Below are 23970 nucleotides of genomic sequence, written 5' to 3'. Positions count from 1 at the left end.
GTTCCGCGCTCAGGCGATGGCCCGCGGGCGACGGATGTAGAGAAGCAGCGCGCCACCAAGGGCCAGCGCCAGAGCATTGGGCAGATGCGAGGTATCGGCGATCACCTGCACCGGCAGCAGCGCGACGATGCCCAGCACGATCAGCGCGCCCCGTTCCCACAGGCGCAGCGGGCGCCAGATGTAGCCGTAGATCGCGCCGGTGGCGAAGACGATGCCCGCGATGGCCCCGGCGCCGTTCCAGACGATGTCCTGCCACGCGCCCTGCATCACCAGACCGGGCTCAAGCACGACCATGAAGGGGATGAGATAGGCAACCCACCCCATCTTCACGGCCTGAAAGCCGGTCTCCATCGGTTTCGATCCCGATATCGCCGCCGCGGTGAAACTGGCCAGCGCCACGGGCGGGGTGATCATCGACAGCATGCCGAAATAGAGCAGGAACATATGCGCGGCGATCGGGTCGATGCCCGCGCGCACCAAGGCCGGGCCGATCAGGCTGGCCAGCAGGACATAGACCCCCACCGTGGGCATCCCCATGCCCAGCACGATGGATACCAGCGCCGCGATGAGCAGCAGCACGAACAGGTTGCCTGAGGCCATCTGCACCAGCTGCAATGTCAGCGAAAAGGATAGCCCGGTGATGTTCAGCACGCCGATCACCATCCCTGCGGAGGCAGAGATGGCGATGATCTCGACCACGCCGAAACCGGTGCCCGGAATGACGCCCAGCAGGTCGCGCACCGACGGTTTCGCCCCGCGATAGGGCACCACCAGCGCCAGCACCGCCAGCGAACCCGCCGCCGCCAGCGCCGACAGCTCGGGCCGCCAGTTCAGCCAGAACAGCGTGCCGATCAGGATCACGAAGGGCAGGATGAAATGCCAGCCGTCGCGCAACACGTCGCGCACGCGGGGGATTTCGACATCCTCGGGGATGGTCAGGCCCTGCGCGGTGGCGTGGATATGCACGTAGAGGAAAATCGAGAAGTAATAGAGCGCGGTCGGGATCACCGCCGCCAATACCACCGTGGCATAAGAAATCTGCAGGAACTCGGCCATCAGAAAGGCCGCGGCCCCCATGATCGGCGGCGCCAGCTGCCCGCCGGTCGAGGCCAGCGATTCCGTCGCGGCGGCAAATTTCGGGCTGTAACCCGAGCGCTTCATCATCGGGATCGTCACCACGCCCGACGCCACGACGTTGGCCACGGCCGAGCCCGAGACCGAGCCGAACAGGAACGACGACACAACCGCGATCTTCGCCGCGCCGCCCTTGGCCCGGCCCACGACCGCCATCGCCAGATCATTGAAGAACGCGCTGCCACCCGAGGCCTGCAACACCTGCCCCATCAGGATGAAGGCATAAACGACGATCGACGCCACCATCAGCGGCAGGCCGAGCATGCCGTTGGTATCGGCGACGACATAGATGAACAGCCGGTCCCACAGCAATTGCCGCGACATGGCGAAGGGCAGAAGGTGCCCGAACAGCCCGTACACCATGAAGGCCGCGACAACCACGGTCAGGCCCCAGCCCGTCGCCCGGCGCACGGCTTCGATGGTCAGAAGCGCGATGATGACCGAGATGATCTTGCCGTCCAGCGGCCGGTAGACCAGTTCGTTCACAAGGACCGGATAGAACAGCGCGATGTAAAAGGCCGCGCCAAATCCGGCCAGCGCGCAGGCAAGGTCGATCAGCCGGAGCCAGCCCTTGAAGGCCGGGTATTTCAGAAAGGCCGTGCCGAGTGTCAGCGCAAGGATCAGCGAAAGGTATTGCTCGGTATAAAGGGCGATCGACAAGCGGCGCGGAACATCCAGCGCATAGGCAATGGCGGCCAGAGTCATCAGGCCAGCCATCGCCCAGGCCAGCCATTGAAGCGCGCGCTCCAGCCGCAACGCGCCTGCGCCCCGTTCCGTCATGATATGTCCGTCCCGTCAGTAGAAAGAACGCACCGCCGGGCCCCGGCGGTGCGTCGATGTCATGCTCAGTCGACCTGACCCATGGCACGATAGGCGTCCAGCGCGCCGTCATGCCAAGCGACACCGATATCGGCATACATGGCATCGGGGTCCATGGTGCTGAAATTGGCGAAAGCCTCGGCCAGGGCGGCCTGATTGTCGTGCAGGACGGTGATCGCTTGCTCGACCACGTCATCGGGCACATGGGCGCCGACGATCAGGACGTAATCATAGGACATCACGCCCATCGCCTCGTCGACGCCGGTCAGGTTCGCTGCCGGTTCGACCGTCTGGACATAGGCTTGCGGCACGATGGCCTGCATCCGCGCGATGGCGTCCTCGTCCATCGACACCGGCAGGAACCGCACACCGCCGACCGCAGCATCCACTTCCGACACTTTACCCGAGCCCATGGCAAAGAAGGCCGCATCCGCGTTTCCGGCTGCGAAATCGTCCGCGCCGCGCACCACGTTGGGCACCAGCACCTGCTCGATATCGTCGGCACCGACTTCGCCGGTCGCCATCAGCGCATCGAGCACGCGGTTCAGCGTCACCTGCGCGGTGAAGCCATAGGTCACGCGTTGACCGGCCAGATCCGCAACCGATTGCACCGGGCTGTCATCGCGCACGAAGACGCCCACCCGGAACGGAAACAGGCGCGCCGCCATCCGCAGGTTGTTCAGCGGCCGCCCCTCGAACGCATACTGACCCGCCGTCGCCTCGCCGATTTCGAGCGCGTTGACGATGCCGAAATCCAGCTCGCCCGCGTCGATCAGCGGCAGGAAGGCGCTGGTCCCGGTCGAGGGCTGCACCAGTGCGTCAACGCCGTTGGCGGCAAAGACGCTGGCGATCGCGGCGCCCATCGAATAGCCCGAGGTGCCCTGCCCCATCGTGCCGATGCCCAGAGGCTGCGCGGCCACCGGAGCCGCGCCAAGCAGGGCCAGACCCGCAGCGGCGATAAGGTTCTTCATGGTCATGTCATTCCTCCCAGAATCTTTGCGGCGCTGTTGCCAGACGCCTTGCCGCGTCATTCAACATTATCGTAGCCATGATGTACATTGGCAAAATGTATGCAGAAGATACACCGATACGGCAACGCCTGCCTCTCAGGCGCTGCGCGGTGACAAAAGCGCGTCCAGACGGTCCCTCAGCCCTGCGCGGGTCTGCACGCCGAGCTTCTGATAAGCCCGCGCACGATAGGTGATCACCGAACTCGTTTTCAGCCCGATCCGCAGCGCAATCTCGGCCTGATCCAGCCCGGCCATGATCAGCGCCGCGACCTGCGCCTCGCGCGGGCTCAGGTCCGCCGATTCGCTTAGCCGCTGCGCAAGGGCGGCGGAATCGGTCAGCGGCGGCGCGGCCTCAAGCAGTTGCGCGTGACGCTCGAGCACCGCATGCAGGCACAGGGCCAGATCGGCAAAGGCCTGCGTATGCGCGGCGTGAAACGGGCCGCTGTCGCGTTCGCGGTAAGCATTGGCGATGATCGACGGCGCGCCCCGGCGATACAGCGACAACCGCTCGGTCACCGAGCCTTCGGTATAGCATTCATGCTGGTATTCCACATCGCGGATCCCCCGTGCCGGACGCTTGAGGATCTGCACGCTGCGATGCGCCCGCCCGAGGGTGGACAGGGCCGCAACATCGCGGCGCCAGTAGCGCTGCGCATAGCGAAGCGAGGCGACCCGTGCGAAGGCCGAGGCCTCGGGATCCCGGCTTTCGGCAACCAGAACACCGGGCTTAGTCCCGGCCAGCGTGAAGACCGAACACAGGTCCGCCCCGCAAGAAGCATGCAGCAGCGTCATCAGCGCCGGGCCGAAATCCGCAGTGCCGATCCGGCTGATCAGGGGGGCAAGGCCGTCAAGCATGTTGTCCTGCTGGAATGGGGACACAAGCATCAATCCGGCCCGTTAGCTTGTCAACATCCGGGGCCGAATGCCCCTTCAGGTCTGGAGGACATGATGACCGACGCACCCAAGATCAAAGGGCTGTATCACTATTCCTTTCCCTGCCGCGACGGCGAGGAAACCCGCAAGTTCTACGAAGACATCATGGGCCTGCCGCTGGTTGCCTGCATGATGTCCGACGTGGTGCCCAGCACCGGCGAGAAGAAACCCTATGCGCATTTCTTCTTCGAGATGGGCGACGGATCCTATGTCGCCTTCTTCGATCTGGGCGAGAACGAGATGCCGAAACCGTCGCCCAACACGCCCGAATGGGTGATGCATTTCGCCGTCGAGGTCGATTCTGTCGATGAGGTTCTGGCGATGCGCAAACGGCTGAACGATGCCGGTGTGAACACCACCGATATCGTCGACCATCACTTCATCAAGTCGATCTATTTCTTCGATCCCAACGGCCTGCGGCTGGAAGTCACCGCGCGCGTCGATGAGCCCGGCTTTCTCGAGCAGCAGGCGCGCGAGGCACGGGGCGAGCTGGACAAGTGGAGCGCCAAGAAAAAGAAGATGCTCGCTGGCGCAGCCTGACACCGCGGCCGCCGCCCTCTCCGGGGTCAGCCCGGCGAGGGCGGCGGATAAGAGTTGACCGGCCCGCATGTTTTGTCATAGTCGAACGAAATTCGATTAAAACAAATATCAGGCGGAGCCCCGATGCCGGCAAAGAGCCCCTGGCAGCGCAGACTGCAGATCGTCTCGTTCCCTGAAATCGTGAAAGCGACCGAGGTTTACGGCTTTGCCGGCAATTCCGGCATGGTCAATCTGGAGGGTCAGCTGCTGTCCGGCGACGCACCTTCCAAGACGGTGCTGATCTTCATGCACCCCGCCTCGACCCTGCAATTGCTGCCGATGCCGATGGCGCTGGCCGATGCCGGCTATCACGTGCTTTGCGCCGCCAGCCGCTATGCGCGCAACGATTCCGCGCTGATCATGGAAAAGGTGGCGATGGATCTGGGCCAGTGGATCCGCCACGCGAAAGAGGTGCTGGGCTATGAAAAGGTCGTGCTGGTCGGCTGGTCGGGCGGCGGGTCGCTGTCGCTGTTCTATCAGGCGCAGGCCGAAAGCCCGACGATCACCCATACCCCCGCCGGCGACCCCGCAGATCTGACGGCGGCCGGGCTGACCCCCGCCGACGGCGTGATCTTCATCGCGGCCCATCTGAGCCGGGCCGAGACCATGACCGAATGGCTCGACCCCTCGGTCATGGATGAGCTGAACCCGGATCAGCGCGACACCGAATTCGACATCTATTCGCCCGACTGCCCGCATCAGCCGCCCTATACGCCCGACTTCATCGCCCGCTTCCGCGAGGCGCAGCGCGCACGCAACCGCCGTATCACTGCCTGGGCACAGGATCTGCTGGCCGAGCTGAAAGCGCGCGACACGCCGGAGATGGAGCGCGCCTTTGTCGTCCACCGCACGATGTGCGACGTGCGCTGGCTGGATCCCAGCATCGACCCCAACGGGCGCAAGCCGGAATGGACCTATATGGGCCATCCGCTGACCGTGAATGTCGGCCCCGTCGGGCTGGCCCGGTTCACCACGTTGCGCTCGTGGCTCAGCCAGTGGAGCTATGACCTGTCCAACGCCAAGGGGCCGATGAACGCCGCGCGCATCACTCGCACCCCGGTTCTGCAGATCGTCAACGGTGCAGACGATGCCGTGCCCGCCACGCATAACCCGGCCATTCGCGCCGCGCTGGCGACCAAGGACCAGAGCTATGTCGAGCTGGACGGCGCGACGCATTACTACCTTGGCCAGCCCGAATTGCTGGCGGAATGCATCGAGACCGTGCGCCGCTGGTGCGAAGCCCGGGGATTCACGCGTTAATCCGATCCAATCGGATTTGACAGTAACGAACGTTATTCTTACATATATAAATATCGACCCTCTCTGCAGGAAGTGAGGGCCTGTCGCGAAAAGAGGGTCTCGACGTGCAAACCACAACCAGGATCATCATTGCCGGGGCGGGGATCGGCGGGCTGACCGCAGCTCTTGCCCTGCTGCAGCGTGGCTTCGACGTGACGGTGTTCGAGCAGGCGCCTGAGCTGAAGGAACTGGGTGCGGGCATCCAGATCGCCGCCAACGGCTCGCGCGTGCTGATCGAGCTGGGGCTGGAAGACAAGCTCAAGCCCATCATCTGCGAGGCCGCCTCGAAAGAGGTGCGGCTGTGGAATACCGGGCAATCGTGGAAGCTGTTCGATCTGGGCGCGGATTCCATCAAGCGTTTCGGCGCGCCCTACTGGATGGTCCATCGCGGCGATCTGCACCGGGTTCTGCTGGAGGCCGTGCAGGCGCTGAAACCCGATGCCGTGGTGACTGGCGCGCAGGTCGATGGCTTTACCCAATCCGACGGGATCGTCACGGTCCAACTGGCCGATGGCCGCAGCTTTACCGGCAACGCGCTGATCGGCGCGGACGGCGTCCATTCGAAGCTTCGCTCGCAGATGTTCCGCTCGCCGCAGGCGCGGTTCACCGGGCTGATGGCCTGGCGCGGGCTGGCCCCGATGGACAAGCTCAGCCCGGAATTGCAGCGGCCCGTCGGCACCAACTGGATCGGCCCGGGCGGCCATGTCATCACCTACCCGATCCGAGGCGACTCGCTGCTGAATTTCGTGGGGCTGGTGGAAAACGTCACATGGACCCGCGAAAGCTGGACCGAGGCGGGCACCAAGGAAGAATGCAAAGCCGATTTCGAAGGCTGGAACCCGTTGATCCACGAAGTGATCGACGTGATGAGCACGCCGTTCCGATGGGCTCTGGTCAGCCGCGACCCGCTGCCGGTCTGGACCGAGGGCAACGTGACCCTGCTGGGCGATGCCTGCCACCCGACGCTGCCTTTCCTTGCGCAGGGCGCGATCATGGCGATCGAGGACGGGCTGATCGTGGCGCGCTGCCTTGAAGAACAGCCCGACGATATCAACGCCGCGCTGAAAGCCTATGAAGCGCTGCGCACCGAGCGCACCGCCGCCATCGTGCGCGGATCGGAAGCGAACCTGCACCGGTTTCACAATCAGGCGCTGGCCGAAACCCAGACGGCAGTCGAATACGTCGAACGCGAATGGGAGCCGGACAAGGTGCGCAAACGCTATGACTGGCTGTTCGAATACGACGCCACGCACGTGCCGATCCCGGCCTGACGCGGGCCTTGAGGGCGTGGAAAAAGGGGGCCTCGCGGCCCCCTTTTCTCAGGTTTTCAGGAAGTAGCGCCCCCTCTCGTCGCGCTCCAGCCCCTGCCCGCGGAACCCGTGCAGCTCGCGCACGATCTCGCGCCCGTCGCGACTGCCGACAGCGGCGATCAGTTCCTCGAAGCGCTTCGGCCCGTCCTGCAGCGCCGCGCGGATCGACGGAAAGCTCTTGCCCTCATAAGTCGGGGCCGAGGGTGTGCGAAGCTCCCAGCGGTCGGCATGTTCCATCGGCCATGTCAGGTCATAGCCCGCCTTCGCCCCGGTCCGCGCCCCATGCAGCGACGGGTCCAGCGGACTGAGCCGCACGCCCGTGGCAATGACCAGATCGCGGTCGGCCTGAAACCTTGTGCCAAAGGCCCATTCCATCTGGTTGTCGTCGAAAATGTCGATGTCATCGTTGACCACAAAGACATTCTTGACCCCCACGGCGCCCAGCACGGCATAGAGCGCCGAGCGGCTTTCGCCCGGATAGGTCGGCTTGATCGAAAAGCGCATGCTCATCGACCCGCCCGCCGCGACCGGCGCATAGACCGCGACCGGCTGGCGCGCGACGCCTTCCAGCGCCGACCAGACCGCCATTTCCATGCGCAACGCCTCAAGGTTCGAGGTATCGGTCAGGTCCATCCGGTTGCCGCTGATCGTCGCAGTCTGGAACAGCGCGTCCTGACGGCGCGTGATGGCGGTGACGTGAAAGACCGGGTTCGTCTTTACCCCGCCGTAATAGCCGAGATACTCGCCATAGGGGCCTTCCTTCTCGACATAACCGGCTTCGTGGAAATAGCCTTCGATGACGATCTCGGCATCGGCGGGCACCATCAGGTCATTGGTCACGCATTTGACCACCGGCAAAGGCGCCGCGCGCAGGCTTGAGAGCAGCTCAAGCTCATCGGTCGGCACTTTCATCGTGGCCGAGACCATATCGATCGGGTGACAGCCGATGACATAGGCGACCGGCACCCGCTCGCCCCGCGCCGATGCCGCCATATACATCACCCGCAGATCCGAGGGCGCGATCAGATCGACCCCGGCTTCCAGCGGCCCGCGCATCATCAGGCGGCGCATCCCGCAATTGCGGCGGCCGGTGGCCGGATCAGCGGTGTAATCGATGGTGGCCGAGATATAGGGCGCGCCGTCCATCCCGTGCTGCAGATGGACGGGGAAATCCAGCAGATCGGCCTCGTCGGGCATCTGCACGACCTGCTGCACCGGCGCCTCGTCGCGCCGCAATTCCACCAGCTGGGGCTTGTTCGACAGACGGCGCTTCACCTCCAGCGCCACCTCGCCGGGCGGCACCCCGAAGGCCATCGCCAGACGCGAGCGGCTGCCGACGACATTGCCGATCAGCTCTTGGCCGCCGGCATTCTTGAACCACACCGCCTTGGGGTTGTTCTGCAAGATCGCCGCCACATCGACCAGATCGACCGGCTCTTCGCGAATATCCAGCTCATCGGCTTGGCGCATCGCCTCGACGAACCGGCGCAGGCTGAAGCGGTCAAGATCGAGGGACTCGGTCGTTCCATTGGCGGCATTCATGTGCGCTCTCCCATGCAGACATGTTGCATGGGAAGGTATGATGAATCCACCAATCTATCAAACGATATTCAACATTATACATCGCACGGCAGCAGCTTTCGCCTAGCCCTGCATGAGCCGGCCGATACGGTCGCGCAGCAGATCGTGCAGCACGTCCTGCTTGTCTGCCGGAAGGTCGGCAAAAACCTCGGCCTCGACCTCGTCCGCGATCTTGTCGCAGGTTTCGAGCAGGGCCAGACCCTCGGGCAGCACGCGGGCGATCAGGATCCGGCGGTTCGCTTCGCTTTCCTTGCGCGCGATCAGGCCGCGCCGTTCCAGCGCCGTGACCGATTCATTCATCGTCTGCGGGGTGACGAAGAACCGCCGGGACAATTCGGCCGAGGAAATGCCGTCGCGGTCGCGGATCAGGGTCAGGATCGTGTATTGCAGCCCGCCCAGATTATGCGGCTTCAACCGCTCGTCCAGCATCCGGCGCACCAGAAGATTGAGGTTGTTGACCAGATAGATCAACCGGGGACGCGCGCCTTGGCTGCGCTTGCTTCGCGTTGATGCCGACATTGACTATGTAAGGTTGCCTTATATAAGATTACTTCAAGGCTAGAGGAAATCAGGGAGTCTGACAATGAGCGACACGGCAAGCGGCCCGGGTTGGGGAGAATGCGTAACCACCGAGGTCAAGGACGGGATCGCCTGGATCACCCTGAACCGTCCCGACAAGCGCAATGCGATCAATCCCGGCATCGTGCGCGAGATGACCGCGGTACTGAACGCTATGGAGGGCGACCCCGACGCCGAGGTGCTGGTGATCACCGGCGCGGGCGACTCGTTTTCGGCGGGGCAGGATCTGAAGGAGTATTTCCGCGAAACCGAAACTTGGCCGCCGCACGAACGCGAGCGGCTGTTTGCCGACAATGCCGCCTGGCAATGGCGGCGGCTGATGCATTACCGCAAGCCGACCATCGCCATGGTCAATGGCTGGTGCTTCGGCGGCGCGTTTCAGGTGCTTGTGGGCTGCGATCTGGCCATCGCCGCCGAGGATGCGACCTTCGGGCTGTCGGAAATCAATTGGGGCATCATCCCCGCCGGTATCGTCACCAAATCGGTGTCGATGGTGATCCCGCAGCGCGATGCGATGTACTACATCATGACCGGCGAGACCTTCACCGGCATTCAGGCCGCCGAAATGCGGCTGGTCAACAAGGCGGTGCCGCAAGAGCAGCTGCGCGCCGAAGTGACCAAGCTGGCCGAAACCCTGAAAAAGAAGAACCCGCATGTGCTGCGCGCGGCGAAATCTGCCTATCACCATGTGCGCCAGATGGGTTGGGAGCAATCGCTGGAATACCTGATGGCAAAAGCGGATTCGACGACGTTCCGCGACCGCGATCGCGGTGCCGAAAAAGGCATGTCGCAGTTCATCGACGAAAAGAAGTACAAGCCGGGCCTCGGCGCATACGACCGCGACGCCTGACGCGGCGAGTGGCGGAAACGAAAAAGCGGCCGGGAAACCGGCCGCTTTTGCTTGGGGTAATGCCAACCTTATTCGGCGGCGGATTCCTGGGCCATGTCCCGCTTGCCGCGGTTGCGATAGGCGGACCAGATCGTCAGCACCACGATCAGCAAGGCCGCCGTCAGGAAGATCGCGCTGATCGGCCGGGTCACGAAGACCGAGTAATCGCCCCGATGCAGCGTCAGTGTGCGCCGCAGGTTTTCCTCCATCATGGGGCCCAGTATCAGACCCAGCACCAGCGGCGCAGGTTCGAATTTCAGGAAGGCCATCACGACCCCCAGGACCCCGAAGAACAACAGCACGTAGAGATCCGTCACGCTGCTGTTCACGCTGTAGACGCCGATGCAGATGAAGGCGACGATGAACGGATAGAGCACCGAATACGGGATCGACAACATCCGCACCCACAGCCCGATCAGCGGGATGTTCAGCACCAGAAGCAGGAAATTCCCGATCAGGAAGCTGACCAGAAGGCCCCAGAACAGATCCGGATGCGAAGTGATGACCGCAGCGCCCGGCTGAATACCGTGAATGATCATCGCGCCCATCATGATCGCCATGATCACGTCGCCGGGAATGCCCAGCGTAAGGGTCGGAATGAAGGCGGTCTGCACGGCGGCGTTGTTCGCGGCCTCGGGTCCGGCGATGCCTTCGATGGCGCCTTTGCCGAATCGGCCCGGTTCCTTGGCGATATGTTTTTCCATCGCGTAGGACATGAACGACGCCAGCAGGCCGCCGGTCCCCGGAAGCGCGCCAAAGAACGATCCCAGCCCGGTGCCCCGCAACATGGCGCCGCGCGACTTCTGCCAGTCGTCCTTGGTCGGGATCATCGAACGGAACGTGATGTCGCGCGCCTTCATCCGGCGCGGCATGATCTTGCCCGCGTTGCGGATGATTTCGGGCAGGCCGAAGATGCCCAGCGCCACGGCCACCAGCGGAAGACCTTCGTAGAGTTCGTCGACGCCGTAGCTGAAGCGCAGCAAGCCGCTATGCAGGTCGCGCCCGACCAGACCCAGAATCAGCCCCAGCCCGATCATCGCCACCCCGCGCAATGGCGAGCCCGAACTCAGCATCGACGCCGCAACCAGCCCCAGCACCATCAGCGAAAAGAAATCCGGTCCGCTGAAGCTCATCGCCAGAGCGGCAAGCGGCGGCGAGGCCACCCCCATCACGATCATGCCGATGATACTGCCGACGAACGAGGCGATGGCAGTGATGAACAGCGCGACCCCGGCGCGTCCGTTCTGCGCCATCGGATAGCCTTCGAGACAGGTCACCGCCGACGATGGCGTGCCCGGCAGGTTCAGCAGGATCGACGCGGTCGAGCCGCCGTAATTCGACCCGTAATAGATTCCCGCCAGCATGATCAGCGCATGCGTGGGTTCCAACCCAAAGGTCAGCGGCAGAAGCAGCGCGATGGCCGCGAGCGCTCCGATACCGGGCAGCACGCCGACAAAGGTGCCCAGCGTGACACCGACAAAGCACCACCAGATGCCCTGCCACGAGAACGCGACGCTGAAGCCGAGCGCAATGTGAGAAAAGAGATCGGTCATAGACGCCACCGCAGGATATCGGCGCTCATGCCGAGGCCGAGCTTGAAGATCAGGACCGACACAAGCGGCACCGCAATGGTCAGCAGGATCTTCTGCAACATCGGGGTCGAGTCATCGGCCAGCGAACCCAGAAAAACGGCAACGGCGGTGGCGGGCAACAGACCCACGCGCTCGATCAGCAGCGCGAAGGCGATCACCCCCGCGAGGATCATCAGCAATCCCCGCAAGCTGGGCAGCTGGCCGAAATTCAGGGCATAGCGAGCGGGTTTGCGCCCTTCGAGGATGATCCCGATACCGATCAAGATCATCAGGACACCGATATAGAACGGGAAGTACCCCGGCCCCATGTTGCGCGTGGTGCCCATGCTGAAATTCAGCGACTCCACAATCGACAGGACGCCGAGCAGGATCACGAAGAGTCCGGCAAGGACGTCTATCTTGTTCAGTTGCGCCAAGGAAGCCTCCGATGGCTCGTGGTAGAGTTACGTATGGCTGTGGCGGAAAGCCTGCGCTCTCCGCCACGTTGGTTCAGGCAGCCCTTGGGACAGGGCGGGCCGGGATCAGTTGCGCGGCAGATCGGCGAGTTCGACCAGCGCCTCGGCCTCTTCGACGGTCTGCACCATCATGTCGTCGACCTCTTGCGGCGTGGCGATCCACGTGTCGCCCCCCATCGAGGCCAGGAACTCTTGCGTGTCGTCGCGCTCCAGCACTTCGGCGAAGAGTTCGTTCAGGCGGTTGACGATATCGTCCGGGGTCTCTGCCGGAACCCAGGCGCCCCACCAGCCGACCTGAGCGATATCCAGCCCGGATTCGGTCAGCGACGGGATATCGGGGGCGACCCGCATCCGGGCACCGGCGCCGGTGGCAAGGGTCCGCGTGCGGCCCTCGCGCGCATTGATCATGGTCGACACCGGGTCCGACACGGCGAAATCGACCGCAAGGCTCATGATGTCCGGCAGCGCATCGGGGCCGGTGCGGTACTGCACCTCGACCGGCGACACGCCGAGCGCATTGGTAAAGGCCGCGCCCAGCACCCGGCCCGATGTGGCCGAAGTCGCATAGGACGCATCTTCGCCCGCCTCACGCAGATAGGCGATCAGGTCGTCGATCGTCTGATGCGGCGAATCCGCGCCGACCACGATGTAGAACGGCTGCTGGTTGATCGCCGCCACGCCGCGGAGGTCGCTGCGCGGATCGATCGGCGGGTTGGTCCACAGATGATAGTTCATCGCCGTCGACGATCCGGCATGGACATAGACCGTGTAGCCGTCAGGATCGGCCCGGGCGGTGTATTCGGCGGCGATGTTGCCCGCCGCGCCCGCCTTGTTCTCGACGATGACGGTGACGCCCGACACTTCGCTCACACCCTGAGCGAAGTAGCGCACCAGCACATCCGCGCCGCTGCCCGCCGGAAAGGCGCAGATGAAGCTGATCGTGTCGGACGGGAAATCCTGCGCGAAGGCAGGCAGGCCCGCCGTCGACGAGAGCAGCGTGGCACCGGCAAGCTGAAGGCTCCTGCGGCGCGTGAGATTGAATTTCGGATTGGTCATGTTTCCCTCCCTGGATCGATGAATTCTGGCTGTCATCTTGCGCGCCGGGCCGGATGTCATCATCGCCCAGACCCTCCCGGTTTGGCGATGTTCCTGGCCTGCCGCAGGCATTCCTCCCACCAGATCCGACAAAGAGGCAAGCGCGGTTCGGCGCCGAACACCCCGTCGTCTGGTATGCATGACAACAGCGCATGTTGTTCGCGCCAGTCAAGAAAATTCTTCAGTTCACGGATCACCTTTTCGGCCTCAAAGGCCCCGAGAAATCACCTCAAATATTTGTTTTTATTTTATTTTATATGGATATCACGCCCCGGAAAAGTTACTCGTCTTTGTCATATCGGTTTATACCATGACAGAAATAACGGATTTTTCTGCATGCAGAACGTGCAGCCGGCGCCGCAATGCATACATCGCGCGTGCTGGCTCAATCGCTCCCGAGCGAGCGCTGCCGAGAGGGATCTGGAGACGCCGACAACATGACATTGACAAACATCATTCACTATACACAAATGGCCGCGCAGCAGGGAAGGGACAGCGCCATGAGGCTCAGGGACAGGATCGCCATCGTCACCGGCTCCAGTTCGGGAATCGGCCGCTCGATCGCGCGCGGGCTGGCCGATGAGGGCGCGCGTGTCATTGTCGCCGCGCGCAGCACCGACAAGCTGGCCACGCTGGTGTCCGAGATCGAAGCGGCAGGCGGCAAAGCGCAGGCGGTCACGTCAGATGTGACCGACGAAGCGCAGGTACAGGCGCTGTTCCGGACTTGCCGCGAGAGCTATGGCGCGCCCGATCTGGTGGTAAACAACGCAGGGATCGCCGATCACACGCCCAGCACCGAGCTAAGCCTGCAGCGTTGGAACGAGGTGATCGCGATCAATCTGACCTCGGTTTTCCTGTGCAGCCGCGAAGCCATGCGCCTGATGACCGGCGGCGGGCGGATCATCAATATCGGCAGCATCTCGGCCAAGGTCCCGCGCCAGAACACCGCCGCCTATACCGCCAGCAAGTTCGGGCTTGAGGGTCTCACGCGGTCGCTGGCGCTCGACGGGCGCGAGAACGGGATCGCCGTGTCCATGCTGCATCCCGGCAGCACCACCTCGTCGCTGGTGCCCGGCATCACCGATCAGCCGCGCCCCGGGTCGATGGACCCCGACGACGTGGCGCGCGTGGTGGTGCTGATGGCCAGCCTGCCCGCCGACGTGAACCTGTTCGAAAGCACGATCCTGCCGGTCAGCATGCCCTTCCTGGGACGCGGCTGACGCACCGCGGGAGCGTTGACACATATACGGCTCCCTGATAAATAATCATCAAGGAGCCGCGGTGGACACCCCGACAGGGGCAGCCCGCCACGATGGGAGGAATTCGAAACATGACGCAGCCTCAGGCTTCGCCGGCGCACGCAGCGACCGGCGGTTCAGACACGGTTGCCCGGCTGTTGCGCCCGCGCTCGATCGCCATTCTGGGCGCTTCGCCCGAACGCGGCTCGATCGGCGGCGGTGTGCTCGCGAATCTTGAGGATTTCGGCTATTCGGGCGAGATCCATCTGGTCAGCCGCTCGCGCGACAACATCAACGGCCGGCCCTGCGTCAAATCCATCGCCGATCTGCCCCGCGGTATCGACGTGGCCGTGCTGATCGTCCCTTTCGCGGCGATCCGCGCCTCGGTCATCGACTGTATCGCGCAGGGGGTCGGCGCAATTGTCATCTACACCTCGGGCTTCGCCGAGGCGAGCGAGGACGGTCGCCGCCAGCAGGAAGAACTGGCCGATCTGTGCCGTGACGCCGGTGTTGCGCTGCTGGGCCCCAACTGCATGGGCTATACCAATTACGTCGACGGCATCCCGCTGACCTTCGAGCCGGTGACCAAAACCAATGCGGGCAGCGGCGGTCGCGTGGCGATCATCGCGCAAAGCGGCGCGACGGCGGCCAATATCCGCTTCGCCATGCAGGCGCGCGAAATCCCGATTGCCCATGTCGTCGCCACCGGGAACGAGGCGCTGCTGAGCGCCGAGGATTTCATCGACTATAGCCTTGGCGATGACGGCATCGCCGCGATTGCCGTCTATGTCGAACAGGTCCGCGACCCGGCCCGCTTCCTGTCTGTCGCGCGAAAGGCGCGCGCGCAGGGCAAGCCCGTGGTCATGCTGCATCCCGGCTCGTCCGAGCGCGGGCGCAAAGCGGCGGAATCGCATACCGGCGCGCTGGCGGGCAATCACGCGGTGATGCAGGCCGCCGCCCGAAACGAGGCGGTGGTCGTCGTCGATACGCTGGACGAGATGTTCGACGTGCTGGCCATTCTGGTGCGCTTCCCCGTGCCGCCGCCGGGCAAAGCCGGGATCGTTACCAATTCCGGCGCGATCCGGGGCCTGGCCTTTGATTTCTGCGAGAAAGTGGGTCTGGAACTGGCTCCCCTGTCGCCCGAGGTCAAAGCCGAGCTGACCACGCAGGTTCCCGAGTATGTGCATGTCGACAACCCCTTCGACGTGGGCACGACCGGGTTCGCCAACCCGGGGATTTTCGGCACCTCGGCGGAAGCGATGCTGAAGGATCCCGGGATCGGTATGATCCTCAGCGCCCATGCCGGGGGATCGCCGGTCATGCAGGTCAAGAAATCCGATTACCTCGTGCCGGTGTACCAACAGGCAAAGAAACCGATCCTGTTCTGCATCATCGGCGACGATTATGCGTTGGACGCGCAGTTCATGCGTGATGTGCGCGACAGCGGCATTCCCTTTTTCCGGTCCCCCGAGCGCGCCATGCGGGCGATGAAGGTGGTCTCGGACTATGCCAACGCCCTCGCCGCGCTTGAAGACCGCAGCGAGGCGCAGGCGCCCTCGCTGGACCTTCCGGCGGGCGGCGCGCTGACCGAGCATGCGGGAAAAGCGATCCTCAGGGATCTGGGCCTGCGCTGCCCGGCCGGCGCGCTGGTGCAGGATCTGGACGGCGCCCTGCGCGTGGCCGGGCGGATTGGCTATCCCGTGGTGATCAAGGCGCAGGCCAAGGCGCTGAGCCACAAATCCGACGCCGGGGCGGTGATCATCAACCTGCGCGACGAGGCCGCGCTAAAGGACGGCTGGGACACGCTGCACGCCAATCTGGCCAAAGCCGCGCCGGGCGTGGCGCTGGACGGCGTGCTGGTCGAGGAAATGGCCGCGCCGGGGCTGGAGCTGGTGGTCGGCGCGCGGCGCGATCCCGATTGGGGGCCCGTGCTGCTGGTCGGGCTGGGCGGCGTGTGGATCGAGGTGCTGAAGGATTCGCGCCTGATGCCCCCCGATATCAGCCACGCCCGTGCCGTAGCGGAAATCCACAAGCTGAAAGCCGCGAAGCTGCTGGAACCATTCCGGGGACAGCCCGCGCGCGATGTTTCGGCCGTGGCCGATGCGGTGGTGGCGCTGGGAGCGCTGATGCGGGCCAATCCGCAGATCGCGGAAATCGATATCAACCCTCTGGTCGTCTATGCCGAGGGCGAGGGGGTGATCGCGCTCGACGCGCTGATTGTCACGCAATAGGGAGAGCGACATGGATCGCAGTTACGGCGATTTGCACCTGTTCATCGATGGCGAATGGCTGGGGCCCGAGGGGCGCACGACCGAAGACGTGCTGAACCCGGCCACGGGCGAGGCCATCGCCGCCCTGCCCCATGCCACGAAAGCCGACCTTGATCACGCCAGCGCCGCCGCCGCGCGCGCCTTTGCCGAATGGCGCAAGGTGCCCGCCTTTGACCGCGCCAAGCTGATCCGCAAGGCCGCCGACCTGCTGCGCGAACGCGCCAACGGCATCGCCCGCCGGATGACGTTGGAACAGGGCAAGCCGCTGGCCGAAGCGCTGCAGGAAGTGTTCATCTCGGCCGATATCTTCGACTACACCGCCGATGAAGGGCGCCGCACCTATGGGCGGATCGTGCCCGCGCGCATGCCCGGTGTCCGCTGGATGGTGACGAAAGAGCCCGTGGGGCCGGTTGCCGCCTTCACGCCGTGGAACTTCCCCGCCGTGATCCCGGCGCGCAAGATCTCGGCGGCGCTGGCGACGGGCTGCACGATGGTCATCAAACCATCCGAGGAAACGCCCGCCAGCGTTTTGGAACTGGCGCGCGCGCTGCAGGATGCGGGTCTGCCCAAGGGCGTGCTGAACGTTGTCTACGGCGTGCCCTCGGAAGTCTCCGAACACCTGATCGCCGCACCGGAAATCCGCAAGATCACCTTTACCGGCTCGACCGGCGTGGGCCAGCATCTGGCCGTTCTGGCGGCCAAGGCCGGGGTCAAGCGTGCGACGATGGAACTGGGCGGCCATGCCCCGGTGCTGATCTTCGACGATGCCGATGTCGATGCCGCCATCGCCGTGATGGCCGGGGCCAAGTACCGCAATGCCGGGCAGGTCTGCGTCTCGCCCACGCGGTTCTTCGTGCAGGAAGCGGTCCATGATCGCTTCGTCGAGGGCTTCACCAAGGCCGCTGCCGCGATCAGGACCGGCAACGGTCTGGACGACGGCGTGACGATGGGGCCGCTCGCCAATGACCGGCGCGTGGGGGCGATGGAGCGTCTGGTCGCCGATGCCGTCAGCCACGGGGCCGAGATCCGGCAGGGCGGCGAGGCTTTGGGCAACCGGGGCTATTTCTTTGCGCCCACCGTGCTGGCCAACGTCCCCGACACCGCGCGGATCATGATCGAGGAACCCTTTGGCCCGGTCGCGGTGACCTCGTCCTTCGCCACTTTTGACGAGGCGATCGCCCGCGCCAACCGCCTGCCCTTTGGCCTTGCCGCCTATGCCTTTACCCGCTCGACCCGCATTGCCGCCGATCTGGGCGATGCGCTGGAAGCCGGGATGGTCGGCATCAATAACCCCTTCATCAACATGCCCGAAACCCCCTTCGGCGGCGTCAAGCAAAGCGGCTACGGCAGCGAAGGCGGGACCGAGGGCATGGACGCCTATCTGGTAACCAAGACCATAAGCCAATCCTGAAAGGCCACACCATGACAAGCACGCAAAGCTGGGGCGACAATGTCCTCGTCGAGTTCGAAGACGGCATCGCCTGGGTCCAGCTGAACCGCCCGGACAAGCGCAACGCCATGTCGGTCGGGCTGGCCGAGGACATGAACAAGGTGCTTGACGCGCTGGAAGTGGACGACCGTTGCGGCGTGATCGTGCTGACCGGCGTGGGCGACGCATTCTCGGCGGGGATGGACCTGAAGGACTTTTTCCGCGCCACCGACGGCGTGTCCGATGTCGAGCGGATGCGGGCCTATCGCTCGACCCGGGCCTGGCAATGGCGGACGCTGATGCATTATGCCAAACCGACTATCGCCATGGTCAATGGCTGGTGCTTCGGCGGCGCCTTCACGCCACTGATCTGCTGCGATCTCGCCATCGCCTCGGAAGACGCGACCTTCGGGCTGTCAGAAATCAACTGGGGCGTGATCCCCGGCGGCGTGGTATCCAAGGCGATCTCCACGCTGTTGAACGATCGCAAGGCGATGTACTACGTCATGACCGGCGAGAAATTCGACGGGCGCAAGGCCGAAGAGCTGGGCCTCATCAACGAGGCCGTCCCCGCCGATCAACTGCGCGCCCGCACGGTCGAGCTGGCCAAAGTGCTGCTGGCCAAGAACCCGACCGTTCTGCGGCAGGCGCGGCTGGCCTATAAATACGCCCGCTACATGGATTGGGAACAGGCCGCCGAGTACCTGACAGCCAAGGCTGACCAGACCACCTTTGTGGATCCCGAGCGCGGGCGCGAAGAGGGGCTCAAGCAGTTTCTCGACGACAAGACCTATCGTCCCGGCCACGGAACCTATCAGCGCGAGGGCTGAATGCGTCTGACGCTGACCGAAGAACAGCGCGCCCTGCGGGAATCCGCGCGGCGTGTGCTGGGGGATACCTATGGTTTCGCCGAAAGACGGCGGATCGCGGCCGGGGGCGGGTTTGACCCCAAGACATGGGCGCGCTTCGCCGATCTGGGATGGCTGGCACTGCCCGTGCCCGAGGAACATGGCGGGCTGGGCTGCGGCCCGGTCGAGGTTGCGGTGCTGGCCGAGGAACTGGGCCGCGCGGCGGTGATGGAGCGCTGGATCGCATGCGTGGTGCTGGCCGGCGGCGTCATCGCGGCTTTGGGGACGCCCGAACAGGCGGCGGCCCTCTTGCCCCCGCTGGCCGAGGGGACCTCGCGCCCGGCGCTTGCCCATGGCGAGCGCAGCGATGCGCTGATGCAGGTGGCGACAACGGCCCGTCCGGTTGCCGGCGGCTGGGAAGTCACCGGCCACAAGGCGTTGGTGCTGGACGGGCATGCAGCCGATATCCTGCTGGTCACCGCACAGACCGGGGACGGACTGGGCGTCTTCGTGCTGCGCCCCGGCGCCGAGGGTCTGACGCTTTCGCAGGCGGACACGATCGACGGGGGAAAAGCGGCGGATCTGGTTCTGGACCGGGTTCAAGCCGAACGCCTTGGCGCGGGGGATGCGACCAAGGCCGTTCTCGCCTGCCTCGATCGTGCGAATGCGGCGCAATGCGCCGATGCGGTAGGCGCGATGGCCGCCCTGCTGGACGCCACCGTCGCCTACACGCAGGAGCGCGTTCAGTTCGGCCAGCCCTTGGCAAAATTTCAGGCCCTGCGCCACCGCATGGCCGAGATGGCCGTCAAGGTCGAGGAAGCGCGCGGCGCGGTCCTGCTGGCAGCGCTGAGCGCCGAGGGCGACGCCGAGACCCGCATCCGCGGCGTTTCCGGTGCCCGCGCCAAGATTGGCCGCCTGTCGCGCCATGTCGCGCAGGAAGCAATCCAGCTGCACGGCGCGATGGGTTTCTCCGAAGAAATGCCTATCGGCACATGGTTCAAGCGGCTCTATACCTTTGAAAACCTGTGGGGCAGCACCGCGCTGCACCTCAAACGCTATGCCAGCGTGATCACCCGGCCCGAGGTTCTGGCAGGCTCTCTGCTGCGCCCCGGCGAGGCGTCGGACGAAACGCTCAACCTGACGATGAGCGCCGAAGATGCGGCCTTCCGGGACGAGGTTCGGGATTTCCTGAAAGAGCAGCTTTCCGAAGACACCAAACGCGCCGAACGCCTGAATCCCAGTTTCCTCGCCGATCCCCGCATCGGCCTGCCGTGGCAGGCAAAGCTGGCGCAAAAGGGCTGGGCCGCGCCCTCGTGGCCGCCGGAGCATGGCGGGCCCGGCTGGACGCTGACGCAGCGCTATATCTTCGATCAGGAAAGCGAACGCGCCGGCGAGCCGCATTTCCGGGGCGCCAGCCTGAAGATGATCGCGCCCGTGCTGATGCATTTCGGAACCGAGGCTCAGAAGGCCTTCTACCTGCCGCGCATCCTGTCGGGACAGGATTTGTGGGCGCAGGGCTATAGCGAGCCGGGTTCGGGCTCGGACCTTGCGTCGCTGTCCACCAAGGCCGTGCAGGACGGCGACCATTACGTCCTGAACGGATCGAAAATCTGGTCCACGCTGGGCCACCACGCAACGCGCATGTTCGCGCTGGTGCGCACCGATGACACAGGGCGCAAGCAGCAGGGCATCACCTTTCTGCTGATCGACATGAAAGCGCCGGGGATCACGCTGAAGCCGATCATCTCGATCTGCGGCACGCATGAATTCAACCAGGTATTCTTTGACGATGTCCACGTTCCCGTAGCCGACCGCATCGGCGATGAGGGACAGGGCTGGACCATCGCCAAGTACCTGCTGGAATTCGAGCGCGGCGGCTCGTTCGCCGGTGGTCTGCTGCGTGCCCTCTATGCCCGGCTGCACCGCATGGCCGACACGCCGGGGCCGGATGGCACACGGGCGCTGGACGATCCACTGTTTCTGGCGCGCTTCGCCGAGATCGGCACCGATATCGACGCCAACGACATGCTGGAACTGACCGCGCTGTCCGCCGTGCAATCGGGCGGCAATCCCGGCGCCGTGCCGTCCTCGGTCATGAAGATCGAACGCAGCCGCATCCGGCAGGCAATCACCGAACTGGGCGCGCAGATCCTCGGCCCCGAGGCTTTGCGCTGGTATCCGGAGCGGCCCCTGCACGATCTGCCGCAGCAGGACGCAGTGGCCGAGGACCGGCTGGTTGCGCCTGCGATCTATCTCAATGCCAGATCGCAGAGCATCTTCGGCGGCAGCAATGAGATCCAGCTGGAAATCATCGCGCGCGAATTGCTGGGCTAGCCCGCCTGCCCCAGCTTGCCGGGGTTCATGATGCCCTTGGGATCGACCGCCGCCTTCAGCGCCTTCATCATCTCGACTGCGGCTGCGCCATGTTCGCGCCGCAGGTATTTCAGCTTTGAAATGCCGATCCCGTGCTCGCCGCTGAACGTGCCCTCCATATCCATCGTGCGCTGGTACAGGCGCTCGGCCAAACGTTCGGCTTCGGCCAGTTCCTCGGGGATCTCGGGCTTGATCAGATAGCCCACATGGAAATTCCCGTCGCCGACATGGCCGATGATCTTGCCGATGATGAACGAGCCATCCAGATCCGCGCGGGCCGCCAGAATGGCCTCGGGCAGGCGCGAGACGGGCACACAAACATCGGTGGTGAAGGTCTTGCAGCCCGGACGCAGCGACTGGTTGGAATAGAGCGTCTCGTGCCGGGCCGTCCACAGCCGGGTGCGGTCCTCGGGATTGGTGGCCCAGTCGAAATCCTCGCCGCCATTCTCCGCCGCCAACGCGCGGACGGTTTCCGATTGTTCCTGAACCCAGCGGGCGCTGCCGTGGAATTCCAGAAACAGCGTCGGCTGGCGTTTCAGACCCAGCCCGGAATGGGCATTGGCGGCATCGACCGCGACCTCGTCCAGAAATTCGATCCGCGCGACCGGGATGCCGCTTTGCAGCGTCTCGACCACGCTCTGTACGGCGCCCGCCATGGTGGCAAAGCTGCAAATCGCCGAGGCGATCACCTCGGGCACCGGATGCAAGCGGACGGTTACCTGCGTGATCACCCCCAGTGTCCCCTCGGCGCCCACGAAGAGCTTTGTCAGGTCATAGCCGGTCGACGATTTCTTGACCCGCCGCCCGGTCGTGATGACCTCGCCGGTGGGTGTCACCACCCGCAACGCGATGACATTCTCACGCATCGTGCCGTAGCGCACGGCGGTGGTGCCACTGGCCCGGGTCGAGGCCATGCCCCCAAGGCTGGCGTCGGCGCCGGGATCGACCGGAAACATCAGCCCCACGTCGCGCAGATGCGCGTTGAGCTGCTTGCGCGTGACGCCCGCTTCGACCACGGCGTCGAAATCCTCGGCATGAACGGCAAGGATGCGGTTCATCCGGGTCATGTCCAGCGAGACGCCGCCCCGCACCGGGATCGTGTGCCCCTCCATCGAGGATCCGGCGCCGAAGGGCGTGACCGGAACGCCGTGTTCGTGGCACAGCTTCAGGGTCTGCACGACATCCTCTTCGCTTTCGGCGAAGACCACGGCATCGGGCAGATGGGCTGGCTGGCGCGACATGTCATGGCTGTGATGCTCACGCAAAGCAGGGTTCAGCGACAGCCTGTCGCCCAGCACCTGTTGCAGCGCCTTGATCGCGGTCTCATTCATCCGGGCCTCCGAAATCGGCGCGGGTCCATGCACCGGGATGGCGGGTCTGCAGGCCGGTGGCCTGTTCCACGCCGGTGATGCCGCTTTGCGCCATCGCGTTGCGCAGCTCTTCCATAAAGGCGTCGGTCATGTGCCGCGCGCCGATATCGCCCAGCGCCGCCAGCGCCAGCATGAAGGCGCGCCCGGCAAAGACGCCCTGCGCCCCCAGCGCCAGCGCGCGCAGGGTGTCGACCCCGCCCGTCACGCCGCTGTCCAGCATCACGACGCCCCGCCCATCCATCACGCGCACGATCTCGGGCAGCATGTCCACGCTGGCGGGCGCGGCGTCGAATTGCCGGCCGCCGTGGTTGGACACGACCACCCCGTCGATCCCCAGCGATAGCGCCTTTTCGGCGTCGGCGGGATGCATCACGCCCTTCAGCATCATCGGCCGGGTCCAGCGGTCGCGCAGGCGGGCCAGAACCTCCCACTCAAAACCGCCGCCGACATTCTGCTGCACGAAGCGCGCGGTCGGCTCGTAACCGCCGCCGCTATAGGTCAGCATATTGGCAAAGTTCGGCCGCCCGCGTCTGGCCAGAGCGACCGACCACGGCAGCGCCCCCATCATCTGCCCCAGCATCCCCGCCGACAGCCGAAAGGGCATGACGAAACCGTTGCGCAGATCGCGTGGGCGCTTGGTGCGGGTGGGCACATCGAGCGTCGCCACCAGAACCTTCGCCCCGGCGCGCATCGCCCGGTCGGTCAGGTCGAAACTGACGCGATGATCCTCGGCAGGCAGGGGATAGAGTTGAAACCACGTCACATCCGGCGCCAGCGACACCACCGTCTCGATGGTTTCTGTCGCCAGGGTGCCGACCAGATAGGGGATCGTCGCGCGTTGCGCCGCCTCGGCGAATAACCGCGTCGCGCCGGGCCACATGATGCCGTCGAAACCGATGGGCGAGATCCCTACCGGCGCGGCATAGCGATGGCCGAACAGGGTGGCCGAGGTATCGATCGCGCCAACGTTCACGCCGTATCGCGGCACGATCTGCACGGATTGCAGGGCCGCACGGTTTCGGGTCAGCCCGCTTTCGTCCCCGGCGCCGCCCTGAATGAAATCATAGGCAAAGCGCGGCAGCCGCCGCGCCGCGCGCCGTTCCAGATCGCCCAGCATCGGATGGCTGCGGCGCAAACGGGCGAGGCGGGCGGCGTCCTTGTCCATGA

At 64.7% G+C, this 23970-nt stretch carries 19 protein-coding genes; 9 read left to right on the top strand and 10 right to left on the bottom strand.

The genetic code is table 11. From position 1 onward, the window contains the following. Positions 1–9 precede the first annotated feature (9 nt). The 3 genes from JI664_RS15080 to JI664_RS15070 all read right to left on the bottom strand — a co-directional run bounded on the left by JI664_RS15080 (position 10) and on the right by JI664_RS15070 (position 3818). The gene (locus tag JI664_RS15080) at positions 10–1914 is read right to left on the bottom strand and encodes a TRAP transporter permease (RefSeq protein WP_207014590.1); all 1905 of its coding nucleotides are present in this window, start codon (positions 1912–1914) and stop codon (positions 10–12) included. Positions 1915–1979: 65 nt separating this feature from the next. After that, positions 1980–2930, bottom strand: a complete 951-nt coding sequence (locus tag JI664_RS15075; RefSeq protein ID WP_207014589.1) for a TAXI family TRAP transporter solute-binding subunit — start codon at positions 2928–2930, stop codon at positions 1980–1982. 129 nt (positions 2931–3059) lie between these two features. Continuing rightward, complete coding sequence (locus JI664_RS15070) at positions 3060–3818, bottom strand: helix-turn-helix transcriptional regulator (protein ID WP_207014588.1); 759 nt, start codon at positions 3816–3818, stop codon at positions 3060–3062. A gap of 93 nt (positions 3819–3911) precedes the next feature. Between JI664_RS15070 and JI664_RS15065 the strand changes: the two genes are divergently transcribed. The 3 genes from JI664_RS15065 to JI664_RS15055 all read left to right on the top strand — a co-directional run bounded on the left by JI664_RS15065 (position 3912) and on the right by JI664_RS15055 (position 7045). Continuing rightward, positions 3912–4436 (top strand): VOC family protein, encoded by a 525-nt coding sequence (locus JI664_RS15065; RefSeq protein ID WP_207014587.1) that lies wholly within the window; start codon positions 3912–3914, stop codon positions 4434–4436. Positions 4437–4559: 123 nt separating this feature from the next. Continuing rightward, the gene (locus JI664_RS15060) at positions 4560–5735 is read left to right on the top strand and encodes an alpha/beta hydrolase family protein (protein WP_207014586.1); all 1176 of its coding nucleotides are present in this window, start codon (positions 4560–4562) and stop codon (positions 5733–5735) included. Between the two features lie 104 nt (positions 5736–5839). After that, positions 5840–7045: an FAD-dependent monooxygenase gene (locus JI664_RS15055; protein ID WP_207014585.1), complete on the top strand. Its 1206-nt coding sequence runs from the start codon at positions 5840–5842 to the stop codon at positions 7043–7045. A gap of 48 nt (positions 7046–7093) precedes the next feature. Here JI664_RS15055 and JI664_RS15050 read toward each other — a convergent pair whose 3' ends face one another. Both JI664_RS15050 and JI664_RS15045 read right to left on the bottom strand, forming a co-directional pair. Further along, on the bottom strand, positions 7094–8626 hold the full coding sequence (locus tag JI664_RS15050; RefSeq protein ID WP_207014584.1) for a UbiD family decarboxylase: 1533 nt from the start codon (positions 8624–8626) through the stop codon (positions 7094–7096). A 102-nt stretch (positions 8627–8728) separates the two neighbouring features. After that, on the bottom strand, positions 8729–9136 hold the full coding sequence (locus JI664_RS15045; protein ID WP_286174116.1) for a MarR family winged helix-turn-helix transcriptional regulator: 408 nt from the start codon (positions 9134–9136) through the stop codon (positions 8729–8731). A 112-nt stretch (positions 9137–9248) separates the two neighbouring features. On the opposite strand from JI664_RS15045, the gene JI664_RS15040 reads away from it, so the two are divergent. Then, positions 9249–10094 (top strand): p-hydroxycinnamoyl CoA hydratase/lyase, encoded by an 846-nt coding sequence (locus JI664_RS15040; RefSeq protein ID WP_207014582.1) that lies wholly within the window; start codon positions 9249–9251, stop codon positions 10092–10094. Positions 10095–10162: 68 nt separating this feature from the next. Here the strand turns inward: JI664_RS15040 and JI664_RS15035 are convergent, their stop codons facing one another. From JI664_RS15035 to JI664_RS15025, 3 genes are all read right to left on the bottom strand, one after another. Further along, a complete protein-coding gene (locus tag JI664_RS15035; protein WP_207014581.1) occupies positions 10163–11686 on the bottom strand; it encodes a tripartite tricarboxylate transporter permease in 1524 nt (507 codons plus the stop codon). Continuing rightward, positions 11683–12141 carry a tripartite tricarboxylate transporter TctB family protein gene (locus tag JI664_RS15030; protein WP_207014580.1) on the bottom strand — a complete coding sequence of 153 codons (459 nt, stop codon included), beginning with the start codon at positions 12139–12141 and terminating at the stop codon, positions 11683–11685. The genes JI664_RS15035 and JI664_RS15030 overlap by 4 nt, the downstream gene beginning before the upstream one ends. 105 nt (positions 12142–12246) lie before the next feature. Next, complete coding sequence (locus JI664_RS15025) at positions 12247–13236, bottom strand: Bug family tripartite tricarboxylate transporter substrate binding protein (RefSeq protein ID WP_207014579.1); 990 nt, start codon at positions 13234–13236, stop codon at positions 12247–12249. A gap of 539 nt (positions 13237–13775) precedes the next feature. Here JI664_RS15025 and JI664_RS15020 point away from each other — a divergent pair. From JI664_RS15020 to JI664_RS24050, 5 genes are all read left to right on the top strand, one after another. Further along, a complete protein-coding gene (locus JI664_RS15020) occupies positions 13776–14495 on the top strand; it encodes an SDR family oxidoreductase (protein WP_207014578.1) in 720 nt (239 codons plus the stop codon). A gap of 110 nt (positions 14496–14605) precedes the next feature. Then, positions 14606–16744: an acetate--CoA ligase family protein gene (locus JI664_RS15015; protein ID WP_207014577.1), complete on the top strand. Its 2139-nt coding sequence runs from the start codon at positions 14606–14608 to the stop codon at positions 16742–16744. 10 nt (positions 16745–16754) lie between these two features. Continuing rightward, a complete protein-coding gene (locus JI664_RS15010) occupies positions 16755–18194 on the top strand; it encodes an NAD-dependent succinate-semialdehyde dehydrogenase (RefSeq protein ID WP_207014576.1) in 1440 nt (479 codons plus the stop codon). Positions 18195–18205: 11 nt separating this feature from the next. Continuing rightward, positions 18206–19042 carry a p-hydroxycinnamoyl CoA hydratase/lyase gene (locus JI664_RS15005; RefSeq protein ID WP_207014575.1) on the top strand — a complete coding sequence of 279 codons (837 nt, stop codon included), beginning with the start codon at positions 18206–18208 and terminating at the stop codon, positions 19040–19042. Then, complete coding sequence (locus JI664_RS24050) at positions 19043–21394, top strand: acyl-CoA dehydrogenase (RefSeq protein WP_286174115.1); 2352 nt, start codon at positions 19043–19045, stop codon at positions 21392–21394. Here the strand turns inward: JI664_RS24050 and JI664_RS14990 are convergent. Continuing rightward, positions 21391–22764, bottom strand: a complete 1374-nt coding sequence (locus JI664_RS14990) for an FAD-binding oxidoreductase (RefSeq protein WP_207014574.1) — start codon at positions 22762–22764, stop codon at positions 21391–21393. The genes JI664_RS24050 and JI664_RS14990 overlap by 4 nt on opposite strands. Further along, entirely contained in the window at positions 22757–23968 is a 1212-nt protein-coding gene (locus JI664_RS14985) for an alpha-hydroxy acid oxidase (RefSeq protein ID WP_211201718.1), read from the bottom strand. The genes JI664_RS14990 and JI664_RS14985 overlap by 8 nt, the downstream gene beginning before the upstream one ends. Between the last annotated feature and the right edge of the window lie 2 nt (positions 23969–23970).

The sequence above is a fragment of the Rhodobacter sp. NTK016B genome (assembly GCF_017303295.1).
Classification (GTDB): domain Bacteria; phylum Pseudomonadota; class Alphaproteobacteria; order Rhodobacterales; family Rhodobacteraceae; genus Pararhodobacter.
The sequence above is the reverse complement of the archived record's forward strand: the minus strand, read 5'-3'. Positions and strand labels throughout refer to the sequence as shown.